The 15,177-nt window shown below is 70.8% G+C and carries 16 protein-coding genes and 1 pseudogene; 11 read left to right on the top strand and 6 right to left on the bottom strand.

Annotated features, from left to right (window positions below; genetic code table 11):
• Positions 1 to 96: 96 nt before the first annotated feature.
• The 4 genes and pseudogenes from AB0C96_RS32850 to AB0C96_RS32835 all read left to right on the top strand — a co-directional run.
• Positions 97 to 579, top strand: a pseudogene (locus AB0C96_RS32850) (SpoIIE family protein phosphatase); the annotation flags it as partial.
• 282 nt (positions 580 to 861) lie between these two features.
• On the top strand, positions 862 to 1,587 hold the full coding sequence (locus AB0C96_RS32845) for a PP2C family protein-serine/threonine phosphatase (RefSeq protein ID WP_362922527.1): 726 nt from the start codon (positions 862 to 864) through the stop codon (positions 1,585 to 1,587).
• Positions 1,588 to 1,850: 263 nt separating this feature from the next.
• The gene (locus AB0C96_RS32840; RefSeq protein ID WP_362922520.1) at positions 1,851 to 2,087 is read left to right on the top strand and encodes a DUF6400 family protein; all 237 of its coding nucleotides are present in this window, start codon (positions 1,851 to 1,853) and stop codon (positions 2,085 to 2,087) included.
• A gap of 2 nt (positions 2,088 to 2,089) precedes the next feature.
• Complete coding sequence (locus AB0C96_RS32835) at positions 2,090 to 2,380, top strand: hypothetical protein (protein ID WP_362922519.1); 291 nt, start codon at positions 2,090 to 2,092, stop codon at positions 2,378 to 2,380.
• A 59-nt stretch (positions 2,381 to 2,439) separates the two neighbouring features.
• Here the strand turns inward: AB0C96_RS32835 and AB0C96_RS32830 are convergent, their stop codons facing one another.
• Positions 2,440 to 2,610, bottom strand: a complete 171-nt coding sequence (locus tag AB0C96_RS32830; RefSeq protein WP_362922518.1) for a hypothetical protein — start codon at positions 2,608 to 2,610, stop codon at positions 2,440 to 2,442.
• Positions 2,607 to 3,014: a hypothetical protein gene (locus AB0C96_RS32825; protein WP_362922517.1), complete on the bottom strand. Its 408-nt coding sequence runs from the start codon at positions 3,012 to 3,014 to the stop codon at positions 2,607 to 2,609. Before AB0C96_RS32825 ends, AB0C96_RS32830 begins: the two co-directional genes overlap by 4 nt.
• On the opposite strand from AB0C96_RS32825, the gene AB0C96_RS32820 reads away from it, so the two are divergent.
• The gene (locus AB0C96_RS32820; protein ID WP_362922516.1) at positions 3,003 to 3,872 is read left to right on the top strand and encodes a hypothetical protein; all 870 of its coding nucleotides are present in this window, start codon (positions 3,003 to 3,005) and stop codon (positions 3,870 to 3,872) included. The genes AB0C96_RS32825 and AB0C96_RS32820 overlap by 12 nt on opposite strands.
• Positions 3,873 to 3,895: 23 nt before the next feature.
• Here AB0C96_RS32820 and AB0C96_RS32815 read toward each other — a convergent pair whose 3' ends face one another.
• Positions 3,896 to 4,030: a hypothetical protein gene (locus tag AB0C96_RS32815; RefSeq protein ID WP_362922515.1), complete on the bottom strand. Its 135-nt coding sequence runs from the start codon at positions 4,028 to 4,030 to the stop codon at positions 3,896 to 3,898.
• Positions 4,031 to 4,594: 564 nt separating this feature from the next.
• On the opposite strand from AB0C96_RS32815, the gene AB0C96_RS32810 reads away from it, so the two are divergent.
• From AB0C96_RS32810 to AB0C96_RS32800, 3 genes are all read left to right on the top strand, one after another.
• Positions 4,595 to 5,449, top strand: a complete 855-nt coding sequence (locus AB0C96_RS32810; RefSeq protein ID WP_362922513.1) for a hypothetical protein — start codon at positions 4,595 to 4,597, stop codon at positions 5,447 to 5,449.
• Between the two features lie 613 nt (positions 5,450 to 6,062).
• Positions 6,063 to 6,989, top strand: coding sequence for an aminoglycoside phosphotransferase family protein (locus AB0C96_RS32805; protein ID WP_362922512.1), 927 nt, complete (start codon positions 6,063 to 6,065; stop codon positions 6,987 to 6,989).
• A 195-nt stretch (positions 6,990 to 7,184) separates the two neighbouring features.
• Entirely contained in the window at positions 7,185 to 9,047 is a 1,863-nt protein-coding gene (locus AB0C96_RS32800; RefSeq protein WP_362922511.1) for a hypothetical protein, read from the top strand.
• 195 nt (positions 9,048 to 9,242) lie between these two features.
• Here AB0C96_RS32800 and AB0C96_RS32795 read toward each other — a convergent pair whose 3' ends face one another.
• Entirely contained in the window at positions 9,243 to 10,118 is an 876-nt protein-coding gene (locus AB0C96_RS32795; RefSeq protein WP_362922510.1) for a helix-turn-helix transcriptional regulator, read from the bottom strand.
• A 127-nt stretch (positions 10,119 to 10,245) separates the two neighbouring features.
• On the opposite strand from AB0C96_RS32795, the gene AB0C96_RS32790 reads away from it, so the two are divergent.
• Positions 10,246 to 11,121 carry an SDR family oxidoreductase gene (locus AB0C96_RS32790; RefSeq protein ID WP_362922508.1) on the top strand — a complete coding sequence of 292 codons (876 nt, stop codon included), beginning with the start codon at positions 10,246 to 10,248 and terminating at the stop codon, positions 11,119 to 11,121.
• 222 nt (positions 11,122 to 11,343) lie between these two features.
• Here the strand turns inward: AB0C96_RS32790 and AB0C96_RS32785 are convergent, their stop codons facing one another.
• Complete coding sequence (locus AB0C96_RS32785; RefSeq protein WP_362922507.1) at positions 11,344 to 12,219, bottom strand: undecaprenyl-diphosphate phosphatase; 876 nt, start codon at positions 12,217 to 12,219, stop codon at positions 11,344 to 11,346.
• Between the two features lie 332 nt (positions 12,220 to 12,551).
• Positions 12,552 to 13,253 (bottom strand): TVP38/TMEM64 family protein, encoded by a 702-nt coding sequence (locus AB0C96_RS32780; RefSeq protein WP_362922505.1) that lies wholly within the window; start codon positions 13,251 to 13,253, stop codon positions 12,552 to 12,554.
• Between the two features lie 170 nt (positions 13,254 to 13,423).
• On the opposite strand from AB0C96_RS32780, the gene AB0C96_RS32775 reads away from it, so the two are divergent.
• Complete coding sequence (locus AB0C96_RS32775; RefSeq protein ID WP_362922503.1) at positions 13,424 to 13,549, top strand: hypothetical protein; 126 nt, start codon at positions 13,424 to 13,426, stop codon at positions 13,547 to 13,549.
• A 109-nt stretch (positions 13,550 to 13,658) separates the two neighbouring features.
• Complete coding sequence (tuf, locus tag AB0C96_RS32770; protein ID WP_362922501.1) at positions 13,659 to 14,831, top strand: elongation factor Tu; 1,173 nt, start codon at positions 13,659 to 13,661, stop codon at positions 14,829 to 14,831.
• The last annotated feature ends 346 nt before the right edge of the window (positions 14,832 to 15,177 follow it).

Raw genomic sequence — 15,177 nt, 5'->3', positions numbered from 1 at the left:
AAACGCTCGGCTGGGAAGCCCCAGCCGAGCGCCTGCATAAACTGCTCGCGGCCTGATCAACCGACCACGTGTTGCGACGATCCCCAGAATCCGCCCGCGGCGATCGGGGCCCTGGCGGTGGCCGCCCAGATATTCATCGGCATCGCGCGGGGCGTCCTGTTCACCGAGAACCTTGAGGCGCAGATCGCCGCGCTGGTGATCGTCTCCGCGCTGGTCGTGCTCTTCGCCGCCGTACGGGACCGCAATGAGCGCCGTCTCACCCAGAGCCGCTCGGTGGCCGCGGTGGCCCAGCAGGTCCTGCTCCGGCCGCTGCCGGCGCAGAGCGGTGAGCTGGAGATCGCTTCCCTCTACCTGCCGGCCGAAGAGGAGGCGGAGATGGGCGGTGACCTCTTCGCGCCGGCGCGCACCACCACCAGTACCCGGTTGATCATCGGCGATGTCCGCGGCAAGGGGCTGCCGGCCTACAGCCACGCCGCCCTCCTCCTCGGCGCCTTCCGGGCGGCCGCCCATCGCCAGGCCACGCTGCCCGATCTCGCCCGCCACCTCGACGGCGCCGTCCGTTGGGACAGCAGCCAGTGGTACGCCACACCGGACGTCACGGCCGGGCCCGGTACCCCACCGAAGGTCAATACCGGGACCGGGACGAGCAACCGACCAGCGGACCGGTCGGAGGGCCGGCCACCGGACCGACCGGCGGACCGGTCACCGGACCGGGCTGCTGTCGATGCCGACCCCACTGCCCGGCGCGCCCCTGCTCGGACCCCAAGGCCCGACCGCCACCCTGCCCCTGCCCTGGCCCCCGACCGCGCCCCCGAAGCCGGGGCGGCAGCTGGCGCCGCAACCGACACCGAAGCTGCCGTCATGGCCGGGGTCGAGACTGCGGCTGAGGTCGGGAGTGCGGCCGAGGTCGTAGGCACTGCTGCGGTCCGAGGTGCTGCTGCGGGCGATGGTGCTGCCGAGGCCGAAAGCGCCACCAAGGTCGACATCGCTGCCGCTGGCGGAGCCGGTGCGGCTGGCGGAGCCGGTGCGGAAGCCCAATCGGACTCCGAAGCCCACTCGCACTTCGAACCCCACTCCGACTCCGATTTCCACTCCGACCCCGACTCCGACGCCGTCATCGAAGCCGACGAAACCTTCGCGATCGTCTCCCTGCTGGACATCCCCGACCGCTGGCCCGTGCTCCGCAGCATCACCTGTGGCCACCCACCCGCACTGCTGCTGCGCGACGGACGGGCCCGCACCCTCCCCTCCGAGCGAACCGCCCTCCCCATCGGGCTTGGTGGCCTACCCGGCGCCCCCGACTACGAGGTCGAGACCTTCCCCTTCGAGCCCGGCGATCTGCTGCTGCTCTATACGGACGGCGTGACCGAGGCCCGCGACGACAAGGGCGCCTTCTATCCGCTCGTCGAGCGCGCGGGCGCATGGAGCGGATGCAGCCCGCGGCAGCTGGTGCGGCAACTGCGTAGGGACCTGCTGGCGCACACCCGCGGCAGGCTGGGCGACGACGCCGCCGTGGTCGCCGTCCGGCGGAAGCCCGTCCCGCCGACAGCGCGCACCGAGGGCGACCCCGCGCCTGCTGGACGATGAATGATGAATTCCGTCACGCTCGGATTGCCCCATTGATCGAGTACGGCGCGGCGAATATCGCCCACGCCGCCCCAATCCACTCCAGTTTCGCCACTTTCATCCCTTTCGTTCGAACACTCTGTGTCACCACCTCAACCCGCCTCGCGTCCGCCGTCCGACCGCAGCGAGGTCCCTGCGCCACCCCTCCCCGTCTGACGCTTCCTCAGTGCCGTCCCGCTTGATAGACACGTCCGAATCATCCGCAAGTGGTAGGGACGCGCACCATGAACGACCGCCAGACCTCGGACCACCACATATTCACGCTCGACCTCACCGAGCATGAGGTCCGCCGGCGGACCGAAGTCCTCGCGGCGCTGGGCGACACCTGGGACCCCATCGCGGTGATGGAGGGCGAGGTCGACGCGAACCGGCTGCTCTACTCGGGGCTCGACGCGGAGCAGCAGGCCACCTACGACATGCTGGTCGCCGCCGGCGTCCTGCCCGGCTCCGGACAGGACTGAGCATGCTGCCGCTCGACCCCACCGCCGACATCGGACGCCGGGCATGGGTGCCGTGCCCCGGTTGCCAGGACCACCGGGGCTGCGGTACCTGCCTCGACGGCCGCACCTGCAATGACCACTGGCGCTACCTGCTGTCCAACGAGGGCAGCGTGCTGCACCTCCAGTGCCCCAACTGCACCCACCTGTGGGCCTGGCAGTCGGGCTTCGGCGCAGACGGACGCAACGCTGAAGGACGCAACGCAGGCGGTCGCAACGCTGACGGGCGTGACGCAGAGGGACGCCACGCCGACTGACGGCCCCGCTCCACCCCGGGCCGCATCGCGCTCCGCCCGGCCGTCGGATCACGTCCGGCTCACTCCAGGCGCCGTATCGCTCCCTCGTACGCCGCCTGGTACGCCTCCTCCAGTGCCTTATCGGCGGGCACCGACACGTCCGGCTTCACCCCGACGCCCTCCCAGTTGGTGCCCGTGACCGCGTTGATCGTCCGGGCCGTCGGCGCCGTGACGGTGATGTGCTCGGTCACCGGATGTCGGCCGGTAGGGTGCGCACCGCCCCGCGTCGTCTCCCCGACGACCACCGTACGCCCAGTGCTCGCAGGGCGTACGCCACGTCCTCGCCGCCCCGACACTCCCGCAGGTCCAGAATCGGCGCGCGGGTGTGCGCCGCCAGCTCCATGGCCGGCCCGGTCGCCCGTCCGCCTTCCCCGGCGTCGGCGATCCACCGCATGTCGAGGTAGTCGATGTTGCCGTCGAGCTGCTCCAGGCGTCGGATTCCCTGGTTCTCGGCCCGGAGGAGCGCCAGGAACGCCGCCCGGACGGCATCGTCGGGCGTGGTGGGGTGGTGGGAGTCGATCGGACTGGCCTGTATGCAACCGGCGCGGTGCACTGGGCGGCCGGCGGCGGTAGCGTGCGGTTCATGGAGCTGCACGCACGATCGCTTTGGTTGGTGACCGAGCCGCTGCACGCGGTCTGCTACTTCGCCGAGGAGTGTCGCGGCCTGGGGAGGGCGCTCGGCCTGAAGGGCTTCTGGATGGGCTACTTCGCCTCCCGAACCGCCCCTCTGGGCGCCGTGGAACCTGCGGCCGCCACCGCCGTACTCGGGGTGTTCGCCCCCGGAATGGTGGCTCGTGCACTGCCCGCGGCCTGGAGCATCGCCAGCCCGGCCCATGTCCTCGACGAGCGCGGCACCCGCGCCGCACACGCCCTGCGCCGGATCGACCCCGATCTGGAGCGCAAGGCCACCGAACTGCTGCCCCCACTCCAGACCGTGGTCGACGACGCCCCGGACCTCGCCCGGCCCCTCTTCGCCGCCAATCGCGCGCTGTGCGACCATGCCGACCCCGTTGAGCGGCTGTGGCAACTCGTCACCGCTCTGCGCGAGTTCAGGGGCGACGCACACCTCGCCGTGCTCGCCGATGAGGGGCTCGACGGCTGCGAGGCCCTCGTCCTGGCCGCGGCCTCCGGCCGGGTGCCGCGGGACACCATCCGGCAGGACCGTGGCTGGAGCGAGGAGGAGTGGGCGGACGCCACAGACCGGCTGCGCGCCCGTCATCTCGTTGACGCACAAGGCGAGGCGACTGCACTGGGGCGCCGGGAGCGCGACCGCATCGAGCAGGCCACCGACCGACTGGCCGCCCGGCTGCTGCACTCGCTGCCCGAAGCGGAGACCGAAGCACTGCTGGAGTCGCTGGATCCTCTCGCCCGCCGCGTCCTGGCTTCGGACGTGCTGCCCTTCCCCAACCCGATCGGCCTGCCGCACCTCGACGAACCCGTAGCGCGCACCTGAGGCCCCATGCACTGACCCAGCCGTCACCCCACCCCCACCCCCACCCCCTTCACCTTCTGCTCCAGGTCGATCGTGTCGGAGGCGGGCGTCGCCTGGACCGTGCCCGGCTTGTCGGCATCGAAGTGAACGCCCTTGGTCCGTATGCGAGATGAGTGCACGCGAACCCTTCGCGTGAGGAGGCGTAGCGGTTCGAGGCAGAGAGAGCGACAGCTGAGAAAACGGAGAGATCGAAAGTCGGGAAACCTGAGAGCGGGAACCCGGAGAACGAGTGGCCTGGGACCAAGCGACGTGGGACCAAGCGACCTGGGACCGAGGGACCTGAGACCAAGCGACGTGAGACCGGGCGATCTGAGCTTGGGTGACCTTGGCCTGAGAGACCTGAGGTCGGGTGTCGGTGTCCCGGGACCGAGAGATCGGCGACCGGGCGGCCATAGGTGAACGATGAGTCATGGCTCCCCCCAATGAACCACGTACACAGAGCCTCACGACTCTGAAAATCCGACTGATCAAGACCGTAACGCACGGCACTGACAATCCGTGTGGAGTAGTAGCCCAGCCGCCTGACCAGCGTAAATGTCGCTGGGTGACCCCGGAATGGCCCTGTCTCGGTCACGCGGAGTGATTTTCATCTGGTGGTTCGATGGGTGCTTTGGGGTGCTTTGCTATGGCAGATCGGGACACCTCCGCGTAAGAGGCGTTGAATGGGTATGGATCCTAGAGAGTTGTGGGACCGCAACGCCGTTCTGGCGGAAGCGTTTTGTATGGGCGACGAACGCGTGCGGGAAGCGCAGGCCCGGCTCGACGAGGCACAGGCCGACAGGTCACGCGTACTGGCGGCGTTTGCAGTGACGGTGGGCAGTACCGGCGCGGTGGCCGGACTGTTCGGATTGAACGAGCGAGAAGTGCGGATCGCCCGGCGAACGGTGGGCAAGGACGACGCCCGCGCCGTCGCCGAGAAGCTGCTGGCCTCCGGCTCGCTCTCAGCCCTCACCACGCCACCACCAGCGGAGCCGGAAGAGGCATCCCCGACTCCCGATAGCCCTGCCGAATATCCCCATCTGAACACCACCACCCCGGCCCGACCCACCGGCACCACGCAAGAGAGCACCAGCGGCACCACACCGCCACCCGACCAGAACTGGTCCCCGGCCATGGACGCGGTGCTCATCGGGAGTTGGCAGACCGGAGTCGACTTGCGGGAACTCGCCAGCGAATTCGGACTCGACCTCACGCGCCTGGTTACCCGTGCCCAACAACTCTCCGCCCAGGGGCGGTTCTATCCAGGTCCGGCAGAGAACCACGCCGGACGCCACCGCCGCGGCCCCGGCGACATTCACGAAGCCGAATACGCCATCCCCGCACAACAGACCGCCGCCTGGAACGCCGCGCCCTCCGCCCACCACATGACATCCGCCTGGCACACCGGCACCATGGCGGCCACGGACTCCGTTCCTGACGTGACGGCCCTCGCCTCCGAATGGGACAACGCCCTCGCCCCTTGGGGCAGCATCGCTCCGTCGCCCGATGACGCCGCGCCGGCCCAGCAACCCTGGACCCAATACCACCTCAGCTCGTGAGACCTCCTCAACCGTTCCCGTGCCATTCCGGCATCCGTCCCTGAACCGTTCCTCATCCGCCCCTAATCCGCCCTTGATCCGTCCCCGAACCACCCCCGAGCCACACCCGAACCACCCCTGAATCGACCCTGATCTGTTCCTCATCCGTTCCTGATCTGTTCCTGACTCCGCACCTGGCCGACGGCGCATCTGCGACGATGCCGAACGACGCAGCGCGCGCACCGGCGCGCTGGACGGGAGAGTGGCGCTGGTCGCCGGCGCCACCCGTAGCGCCGGACGCGCCAACGCGGCGCACTTCAGCACCTGCGCCTGCCACCCCCGGCCCACGTCGCCCGCGCGATCGCCGCGCAGGCCGCCGCCCCGAACGTCGCCCCGAACGTCGCACCCAACGCAGCCCACTGCTGCGCCACGCTCCCGGCCGCACACTGCTGTCGCCCCACTGCTGGCGCCCGCAGGCCGATGCCCAGGTGCCACGGAAGACCGTCCCGACGGCCCGCACCACGCTCGGCTAGGGTGGCCGCATGCTGTGACACCGCACCCCCGCCAGCCGGGCACCCCCGCCACTCCTTCGTTCGTCGCACCCCGACCCTCACCCCACGAAGGAGCCCTCCCCATGAACTCGTCGACGGCCCTCGACGTCCCGGACGCGTTCGCCGCCTCGTACCGCGCACACGGCGCGGAAGCCAGCGCCTGGATCGCCGAACTGCCGCGGCTCGCCGGCGACTTACTGGCCCGCTGGGACCTCCGGCCCGACGGCCCGGTCGCATACGGGATGGCCTCGCTCGTCGTGCCCGTCCTCCAGGCCGACGGAACGCCCGCCGTCCTCAAGCTCCAGCAGCTCCGGGACGAAACCGCCGGCGCCGCCGCCGGACTGCGGGCATGGCGCGGCGACGGCATCGTGCGCCTGCTCGACCACGACGAGGACACCGGCACCCAGCTGCTGGAACGGCTCGACGCCACCCGGACGTTGTCCTCGATCACCGACGACGCGCAAGCCATGCAGATCCTGGCCGCATTGATGGCCCGCCTCACCTCGGTGCCCGCCCCCGAGAACCTACGACAGCTGTCCGCCATCACCGCCACCATGCTCGACCTCACCCCGCAGGCCGTGCCGGCCCTGCACGACCCCGCCGAACAACGTCTGGTGCGCACCTGCGCTTCCGCCGTGGCCGAACTTCTCGGCGAACCCGGCGACCGCCTGCTCCACTGGGACCTCCACTACGACAACGTCCTCGCCGGGGAGCGGGAGCCCTGGCTGGCCATCGACCCCGAACCCCTGGCCGGCGACCCCGGATTCGAGCTGCTGCCGGCGCTCGACAACCGGTGGGACGACGTGGTCGCGACCGGTGACGTCGCAGCGGCGATCCTCCGCCGCTTCGACCTGTTGACCGAGGTCCTCGGCCTGGACCGGCGACGGGCAACCGGATGGACACTCGGGCGCGTCCTGCAGAACGCACTGTGGGACATCGAAGACGGCGCAACCGCACTCGAACCCGCCCAGGTCGCCATCGCCAACGCCCTCCTGCGCCACCGGACGTAGCGGGCATCGGTACCACCGGCCCCTCGGCCTCTGAGCGTCGCGGCTCACGTCTCGGTCACCGCCGGTAAGGTCACCCGCATGTGGGGCGGGCTGGACGCGGTCGACTGGGCGGGGCTTCAGCACCATTTCGGGTCTGCCGAGGAAGTGCCAGCCCTCCTGCGCCGATGCTCAGGAACGGACCCGGAGGACGCCGAGGTGGTTCTGGTGACGGAGGCCGGGCAGGTCGCCGGGAGGTTCCTGCATCCCGGCTGGTCGTCGGCCTGGGCACATGCGCTGCCCGAGGTGCTCGCCTTGCTGGCCGACCCCGTACCCGAGGTCCGACGGGCCGCGGCCGACCTGACCCGCGTCTGCGCCAGCTCCGGCACGCTGCTGCTGGCACCGCTCCTGCACCGCTGGCAGGTCGAGAGCGACATGGCCACGCGCCTCGACCTGGTCCTCGCACTCGGCCGGGCGGTCCGGCGGGAGCCGGCCGGCGACCGGTCCCAGGAGACCACCCTCCTCCTCCACGGGTTGCTCGACTCTCCCGAGCCGCAGCTCCGGTTGGCGGCGGTGCATGCACTCGCGGACGGCGACGCGGGCCGTGCGCAGCGGCGATTGGAGCTGGTGCTGGACGCGGTCCGTGACCCGAGCGTCGAATTGTGGCAGCACACGAGCGCGGTGGAGTGCGGGGTACAGGGCGTTCAGCACTGGACGGCGGCGCTGTTCACCGGAGCGTCCGCTGTCGGGTTCGCCGACGAGTCCACCGGCACCGACACGTTCACCGACACCGGCACCGACACGTTCACCGGCGCGCGCAGTGAGGAGTCCGCCGGCGCGTGCACCGACGAATTCGCCAGCGCCTCAGCTGGCGCGTCCACCTCCTTCACGCTCGGTCTGTTGGCCGACCACCCCGACCCGGAGCAGCGGATCGGAGCGCTGGCGCAGGCGGGCGGACTGCTGTCCCAGTGGCGATCGCCGGCCACCGCGTTGCTGCCGGCCATCGCGGCCCGGCTGAACGACCCCGCCGCCGAAGTGCGCTACCGCGCAGCCGAACTGCTGGCCTGCCTCGGCCCGTCGGCGGCAGCCCACGGGGACGCGGTCGCCGAACTGCTCGACGACACCGTCGCCCGCACCACACGGACACCGGAAACGGTCGCCGATGCGGCCCTGTGGGCGCTGGCCCGGATGAACGACCCGCGCTGCGTGCCCGGCCTGGCCGCCCGCGTGGCCGGCGCCCCGTCCGGCTTCCCCTCGACCGGCGTCTTCCACAGTGCCCGCCACGCCGTCCACTTCCCCCTCCTCCCCGCCCTCCACGAGGTACTCGCTCGCCTCCCCGACCACGCCGAGCTCCTGCTGCCAGCGATCCGCGACCGCCTCGGCACCGCCACGGACCCCCGCCTGCTCGACCAACTCTGCGACGTGCTCGCCGCCTGGGGGCCCGCAGCGGAGGCGGCCGTGCCACAGCTGCTCGACCTGCTGGAGGACGACCACACGTGGCCACCCGCCGCCACTGCGCTGGCCGCGATCGGGACGGCGGGCAACGGGGCAGGCGAACTGCTGCTGGCCCGCTCGACCGCCGGGGGTGCCGGCGCAGACGCGGAGCTCGCCGCCTGGGCGTACTGGCGGATCGGCGGGGAGCCGGCCCCGGCCCTGAACGTGCTGGGACCGGCCGTCGCCAAGAGCCGTCACCTGCACCCGGCCCTGCGCAGACTGGCCGACCTCGGCCCGCACGCCGCCGGCTACGTCGACGAGATCCGGACGGCCACCACGGACACCGACCCCTGGACCAGGGTCGAGGCCGCGCACGCCCTCTGGGCCGCGACCGGTGATACCGACACCACCATCCCGGTCCTCGTCGACGCCGTGCAGGAACTGGCCCACGGCACCTATGCACCGGTCATGCTCCCCGCCGTGCGCCATCTGAGCCGGATGGGCCGTGCCGCCCGGCCCGCCGCTCGGCTCCTGCACAAGCTGCCCATCAGGGACCGGCGCCTGCACCACTTCGGCGCCTGGCGCACGTTCACCGAGGACGAGTCCGTCCGGGCCGCCGTCGACGAACTGCTCACCGCGGCCGGCTGACCGCCGAGGCGAGCCCGCCCGGCGGGACACCCGGCAGGACACCCGGCAGGTCGTCCAAGATCGTCCATTAGAACGCGCAGCAGGACGCGCAGTAGGGGCTCCTGGGCCTGCACGGTGTGCGGCGTGCGGCGTGCGGCGTGAACGGGGAATCGGTGCGCGGGTACTGCCGCCACGGAGAACGGGCCCGAGGCGGGCTCAGCTCTCGCCGGGTGAGGCCTTCTCGGACGGCGTCGGATCCTGGGCGGACCGCTCGTCCGCGGTCAGACTCCCGAGGAGGGCGAGTGCCTGTTCCGAAGGGCTGCCAGGGACGGCCTGGTAGACGACCAGCTGTTGGCCGGGGGTGCTGTTGACGGTCAGCGCCTCGTAGTCCAGCGTCAGCTCCCCTACGAGGGGGTGCCGGAAGCGTTTGGTCTCGTGGGTCTTCCGGCGGATGTCATGGCGGGCCCACAGCCGGCGGAACTCCGGGCTCTTCAACGACAGTTCACCGACCGTCCGGACGAGCTGTGGGGCGTCGCGGTCGGTCCCCGCCGCCGCCCGCAGAGCGGCCACGGTATCGGCAGCCACCCGCTCCCAGTCCGGATAGAACTTCCGCGCCCCCGGATCGAGGAACACGAGCCGCATCAGGTCAGCGCTGTGGGTGTGGCCGGCGAACAGGGCCCGGCCCAGGGAGTTGTGGGCCAGCACCGTCAGACAGCGCCCCAGCACCACGGCCGGAGTGCGGTGCCAGCCCTCCATCATCCGTAGCAGGGCTGGGCTGACCCGCTCCGGCCGGGTGCGTGCCCGACCCCGGTCCGGGACCGGCCGCGTCAACCGGTGCAGGTGCGCCACCGCGTCCCCGTCCAGGCCCAGCGCCCCGGCCAGCGCCTCCACCACCTGCGCGGAAGGATGCCGTTCCCGGCCCTGCTCCAACCGCACGTAGTAGTCCGTGCTGACCCCGGCCAGGATCGCGACCTCTTCGCGCCGCAGCCCCGCCACCCGGCGCCGACCGGAGACCGGCAGTCCTGCCTGCTCGGGCGTGAGCAGGGCACGGCGGGCACGCAAGTACTCCCCGAGCGCGTTCGCAGTGTCCATGAACGCAACCCTAGGCACCGCAACCCGGTCGCGGGAGCCCGAAGGGTGGCCGTAGAACTCCTACGATCACCCCTACCAGGAGAGGCGTTGCCTGGTCCCCGCAGCGGGCCCGCCGCACAGTCAGGGCATGACCACTTTCTCTTTCACCACCGGCTCCGGCGATGGCCGCACCACCGGCCCGGGCAGCGCCCACACCACCGACCCCGGCGACGGTGGCACCGTCGGCCCGGGCGGTGGCCATCTCGCTCAGCCCCTGGCCGGCCGGATCGCGGTCGTGACCGGCGCCTCCAGCGGCATCGGCGCCGCCACCGCCCACCGCCTGGCCGTCGACGGGGCGCACGTCGCCCTCCTGGGGCGCCGCGCAGACCGGCTCGAAGACCTGGCCGACCAGCTCCGCCGCACGACCACCGGAGCCGCCCTGCCGGTGGCCGTCGACCTGACCGACCCCGAGGCCATCGACACCGCCGCCCGTCACATCACCTCTGCCCTCGGGCCGGTCGACCTCATCGTGGCCAACGCCGGAGTGATGCTCGGCGCCCCCTTCGAAACGGCCCGGACCGACGAGTGGGACCGCATGATCGACGTCAACCTTCGCGGTCTGCTGCACACCGCACGCGCCTTCACCGACGGCCTCCTCGCCGCCGCGGCGGACGGCCGCCCCGCAGATCTGGTGCACGTGGGATCCGTCGCCGGCCACGCCCTCTACCCCAGTTGGTCGGTGTACTGCGCCACCAAGTCCGCAGTCGCCCACCTGACCCGCAACCTGCGCGCCGAACTGGGCCCCCGCGGCGTCCGCGTGAGGAACGTCGAACCCGGCGTCACCGTCACGGAGCTCGGATCGGACATGCACGATGCCGACCAGCGCACGTCCCTGGCCCGCATGCGGACCGACCTGCGCCCACTGGCCGCGGAGGACATCGCGGAGGCCATCGCCTTCTCCGTCGCCGCGCCATCGCACGTCAACATCGCCGAGCTGGTCGTCGTCCCCGTCCAACAGGGCTGACCCCCGGGCTGAGCACTCGGGCCCGTGCCGCCGTCGGTCATGGGAGACGACTGGGAGACGACCGGGAGGCAACTGGAGGCAACTGCGCAACTGCGAGGCGAAAGGGGAGGCACATGGGAGACGAATGGGAGACGATCATGGAAATCGTCTCCCGAAGCTCGCAGGAATCTGCGAGGACCTGCTGGATCCGAGTAGTCCGAAGTCGCGGCAGAAGAGCCGGTCTCAGCCCGCCGTCCCACCCGCGTTCGGTGCCAGTACACCCGCCCCGACCAGCGCGAACAGCACGATCCCGAGCAGGATGCGGTAAATGACGAACGGCATGAAGGACTTGTTCGAGATGAACTTCATGAACCACGCGATCACCGCGTAGCCGACGACGAAGGCGATGACCGTCGCGAAGACGGTGGGCCCCCAGGCGATATGGCCGCCCTGGCCGGCGTCCTTGAGCTCGAAGACGCCCGAGGCCAGGACGGCGGGGATGGCCAGCAGGAAGGAGTAACGGGCCGCCGATTCACGGGTGTAGCCCATCAGCAGGCCGCCGCTGATCGTGGCACCCGAACGGGAGACTCCGGGTATCAGCGCCATCGCCTGGCAGACGCCGTACAGCAAGCCGTCCTTGACGCTCAGCTCGGTGAGGTTCTTGCGCTGCTTGACGGCACGGTGCCGGCCACCGCTCTCGTCGCGCGCCGCCAGCCGGTCCGCGACGCCGAGCACCACACCCATCACGATCAGTGTGGTCGCCGTCAGCCGGAGATCTCGGAACGGACCCTCGATGGCGTCCTTGAGTGTGATGCCCAGCACGCCGATCGGGATCGAGCCGACGATCACCAGCCAGCCCATCCGGGCGTCATGGGCATGCCGCAGCTCCTTGTCGAACAGGGAGCGGGCCCACGTGGAGATGATCCGGCCGATGTCCTTGCGGAAGTAGATGATGACGGCCGCTTCGGTGCCGATCTGCGTGATCGCCGTGAACGCCGCACCCGGATCCTCCCAGCTCGCGAACGCCGCGGTCAGGCGGAGATGCGCACTGGACGAAATGGGCAGAAACTCGGTCAACCCTTGGACGAGTCCGAGGATGAAAGATTCAAACCAAGTCATGGAAAAGGCGCAATCCAAGGGTGATCAAGCGCTTACCCGCGCGAAAATGGAGAAACCGGACTCCGATGACGGGTCTGAGCCACCACCGACCCGGGCAGCGTAACGTCCGAAGATGACCGGATGACCAAGAGGTCCTGGATGCACCCCATCCATCCATGGCCGCGCGACACCACGAGCGCCACGAGCGCCACGAGCGCCACGAGCGCCACGAGCGCCACGAGTGCGATGAGCGCCACGAGTGCCATGAGCGCCGCGAGTGCTGCGAGTGCCACGAGTGCTGCGAGTGCCACGAACACTCGACGCGGCTCCGCTGTCCGCCCGTTGCCCCCCGCTCAGCCGCCGCGCAACGCCTTGCGCTTGCACCACGCCACCACCAGCGCACCCACCCCACTCAGCGCGATGAAGCCCATGGAGATCAAGAACGCCGGTGACGTGGGCGCCGACGCCCGCGCACCCGCGACGACATAGGCCGCAGTGTTCGGAACGCTACCGAGCGCCGTCGCCACGAGATAGGGCGGCCAACCCATCCGCGACACCGCGGCACAGTAGTTCATGGCGCAGAACGGCAGACCGGGAAACAGTCGGATCGCCAACATCGAACGGAAGCCGTGCTCGCTCAACTGCCGATCCGCCGCCCTCAACCACCGCGCCCGCAAGAGAGGCCGCAGCGCCTCCTGCCCCAGCAGCCTGCCCAGCCCAAACGTCAGCGCAGCACCGAGCACCGTCCCGGCCAGCGCAGTGGCCATACCCGCCACACTGCCGAACAACGCACCCGCACCGAGATTCAGCACCGGACGCGGCACAAACGCGGTCGTACACACCCCGTACGCCACGGCGAAGACCACCAGAGCCACCGGACCCGACAACTGCGCCGGCCAGCCACCCGCCAGCAGACGCTGCGGATGCCACCACACCATCGCCGCCACGCCGCAGGCCAGCAGTACGCACAGCAGCACCAGCCGAGACCACGGGGAGAACAGCACACGCGCGCAGCGCGCGGTCAGGCCCTCGGGCGTTGCAGCGGGGTCGAGCACCCCGGGAGCGTACCCGACACCGCCATCGACGAGCCGTCATCCAGGCCGCACGGCCCCCAACCGGCCCCACCGCCCACGACCTGCCCCTATTCGTCGCGGCCCGCCACCCGGCGCCCACCACCCTGATAAATCAGTCGACGCCGACGCAGTGGCCCGGCACCATATGACGCATGTTCCGGTACGCCTTCACTTCGCTCCCGTCCGCAGTCGCGGACGAGCCGAAGGCTGCCGCCGATTTCCTCGCAGCCGTTTTCCTCGCGGCCGTCGTCGCAGTCACCGACGGTGCACGAAGCTGACCCTCTCCGGATCGTCCGGCGGACCCCGCAGGGGGAGGGTCGGCCAGGCCCAGGGGTCCCCACGGCGCCAAGTCGCCGTCCTCATCGCTTCGTTGCGAGGAAGAACACCATGCCCAAGACGGCATACGTACGCACCAAGCCGCACCTGAACATCGGCACCATGGGCCACGTCGACCACGGCAAGACCACCCTCACCGCGGCCATCACCAAGGTCCTCAGCGACCACGGCACCGGCACCTTCGTGCCCTTCGACCGGATCGACCGGGCCCCCGAGGAGGCCGCCCGCGGCATCACCATCAACATCTCGCACGTCGAGTACGAGACCGGCACCCGCCACTACGCCCACGTCGACATGCCCGGTCACGCCGACTTCATCAAGAACATGGTCACCGGTGCCGCACAACTCGACGGCGCGATCCTCGTCGTGTCCGCGCTCGACGGCATCATGCCGCAGACCGCCGAACACGTACTGCTCGCCAAACAGGTCGGCGTACGCCACATCGTCGTCGCCCTCAACAAGGCCGACGCCGGTGACCCCGAGCTCACCGACCTGGTCGAGCTGGAGGTGCGCGAGCTGCTGACCGCCCACGGCTACGACGGCGAGCACGTGCCCGTCGTACGGGTCTCGGGGCTGCGCGCCCTGGAAGGCGACCCGCGCTGGACGGAGGCCATCGACGCGCTGCTCGACGCCGTCGACACCTACGTCCCGATGCCCGAACGGTACGTCGACGCGCCGTTCCTGCTCCCGGTGGAGAACGTGTTGACGATCACCGGGCGCGGCACTGTCGTCACCGGTGCTGTCGAACGCGGCGCGGTGCGGGTCGGTGACCGGGTCGCGATCCTCGGCGCCGACACCGAGACCATCGTCACCGGACTGGAGACCTTCGGTAAGCCCATGGAGTCCGCCGAGGCCGGCGACAACGTCGCGCTGCTGCTCCGCGGCATGCACCGCGACCAGGTACGGCGCGGGCACGTGATCGCGGCACCCGGCAGCGTCACCCCGCGACGCCGCTTCACCGCCGAGGTGTATGTGCTCTCTACCGAGGAAGGCGGCCGCCGGACGCCGGTGTCCACCGGCTACCGCCCGCAGTTCTACATCCGTACAGCGGACGTGGTCGGCGACCTCGACCTCGGCGAGCGCGGTATCGCCCGCCCGGGCGAGACGGTGACGGTCTCGGTCGAACTGGGCCGGGACGTGCCGCTCGAAACGGGCCTCGGCTTCGCCATCCGCGAAGGCGGCCGCACCGTCGGCGCCGGCACGGTGCGCACCGTCGAGGACTGAGCACCGCATGACACGGGGCCGGGCCCCGCACCTTCCCGGTGCGGGGCCCGGCCGCGTCGCTCACCCCAACTGCACCGCCTCCGAGAGCGGGCCCGGGCAGAGAGCAGGAGCAGTCCCAGTTCCAGTTCCAAGCCCAGTCCCAGGCCGAGGCCGAGGCCGAGGGGCGAGCGGAAGGCGTGGACCACTGACCGGACAAGCTCCGGGCAATGAATGACAGGGCAGTGACAGGACAGGGTCAGGGCGAGGCAGAGGCAGGGGCAGGGGCAGGGGTAGGGCGAGGCAGGGGCAGGGCGAGAGCGGATGAAGGGCGAACCGCCGCCCCCAGGCGGAAATCGAGCCCCATGAG

The organism is Streptomyces sp. NPDC048506 (assembly GCF_040651315.1).
Classification (GTDB): domain Bacteria; phylum Actinomycetota; class Actinomycetes; order Streptomycetales; family Streptomycetaceae; genus Streptomyces.
This window is presented reverse-complemented; position numbering and strand designations above follow the sequence as displayed.